Raw genomic sequence first — 1654 nt, 5'->3', positions numbered from 1 at the left:
TACCCCGACGAACTGCCCCCGCCCCGCCAGCGCGGCGACGTGAACCTGGTGGGCCTGCTCAGCATCGCCGACGATCTGGCCCGCAGCCTGGCCGCACTGAAGATCCGGGTGCAGCCCCACGACCCGAAGACCTCGCTCGTCAGCCCCGAGAAGGCCCGCGAGAACACGGAGAAGGAAGTCGACCGGCTCCTGGGCACCGCCGTATACTTCCAGCGGCACGCCCATGCCGCACTGCTCGGGCGGTGCGTGCTCGGTGCGGACTCCAAGGAGGACTGCTCCACCGAGGGCGCCAGCCTCCAGCTGAACGTCTGGGACGACACCACGCGCCGGGACATCGTCGAAGACGGCACCACTGGCTGCGTCGCCCACACCGTCGAAGCCGCCCGCCGGGTTATGGCCGACCCCGCCAGCCGCAAGATCCTGCTCGCCTTCGTCCGCGACGACGAAGGAACCGCCGTTGCCCGCGCTCTCGGGCTCGGGCCGGACGACACCGCGCAGTTCCTGAACCGCGGCCTCACCCTGCGCCCGGAACACCGCGTCGGCTGACCCTCACCGTTCCCGCGGCCGCGCCCTGGTCGCCCGGCATCCGCATTGGAGCGCCACGTTGCCCTACGAGGCCCGCGATCTGAACCTGACCGATCCGACGAAGGGCTACCTGAACTTCGTCCTCTACACCGAGCCCCAGCGCGGCGCCGTCACGTCGTCGCTGAACGCAGTGCTGGACATCGAGGCGCAGCAGACCGTGACGCCTCACTTCCAGGAGTGGCTGGGCAGGCTGGAACGGTGCGAGCCGAACGCGATGCACTGCACGCTCGTGGACTCGGCGAAGATCCCGGCCCTGTTCCACCCGTGCGTCACGGAGGACACGAACAGTTCCTCGGCCATCGACGGATCGGGCTGCCTGTGCCGTCGGACTTTCTACGACCCCGAGTTCGGACTGCCCGTCGTGGGCAAGCACTTCAAGCACGCGGGCACCGGCGGCACGGACCAGTGGAGCTACACGACGTACGCGCCGCTCGAACTGCGCCCGGACGACACCTTCAGCCGCTTCTACACCGGCCGCAGTCTGTTCTGGGCCCGGACGGACAAGGGCGTGCTCTCGCTCCTTCCGCAGAGGAACGCCCTGGGCTACGAGATCGGGTACAGCGGCGGCGGCCCGCACGCCCTGGCCGCCTACCTCACCCAGGTCGCCACCACCGACGGGCAGCACACGACCGCCGGCGCCCAGTACGAGGACGCCCACCCGGCGATCCTCGCGTGGACACAGAGCAAGGCGGCGGACCGTGGCACGAACGAGCTGTCGCTCAGCGACCTCCAGGCCATGATGGCGAGCTGACCGCCGACCGCTGACCCCGCCGGCGCCCACGGACCAGATGTCCGTGGGCGCCAGCGCGTTCGCGTCCTCGAGGGCCCGGACCCCTCGTGCCCGTCTCCCGGGACGACGGGCGAAGTCGCCGGAGCGCCTGCCGGGACGAGGGCCGCGCGAGCGCTCCCGCAGGCGACGCAGACAGCGATGGTGCAAGGGAGCGCTGAACTCCCCGACCGCCCCCCTTCTCGCAGCCCCGCGCGGCCGCGATCCTGGAGCCCCACCCCTCACGCCGTTGCTGCCCGGCCTGGCCGCGCCGGTCGCGTCGGCTGCTGGGCAAGCCCCGGT

1 protein-coding gene and 1 pseudogene are annotated in these 1654 nt (G+C 71.3%); both read left to right on the top strand.

The window, feature by feature from the left end; genetic code table 11:
* Positions 1-546: pseudogene (locus ACZ4SF_RS38105) on the top strand (hypothetical protein); the annotation flags it as partial.
* A 58-nt stretch (positions 547-604) separates the two neighbouring features.
* Positions 605-1336, top strand: a complete 732-nt coding sequence (locus ACZ4SF_RS38100; protein WP_468393673.1) for a hypothetical protein — start codon at positions 605-607, stop codon at positions 1334-1336.
* Positions 1337-1654 lie beyond the last annotated feature (318 nt).

Source organism: Streptomyces sp. NPDC027663 (assembly GCF_055566415.1).
The sequence above is the reverse complement of the archived record's forward strand: the minus strand, read 5'-3'. Positions and strand labels throughout refer to the sequence as shown.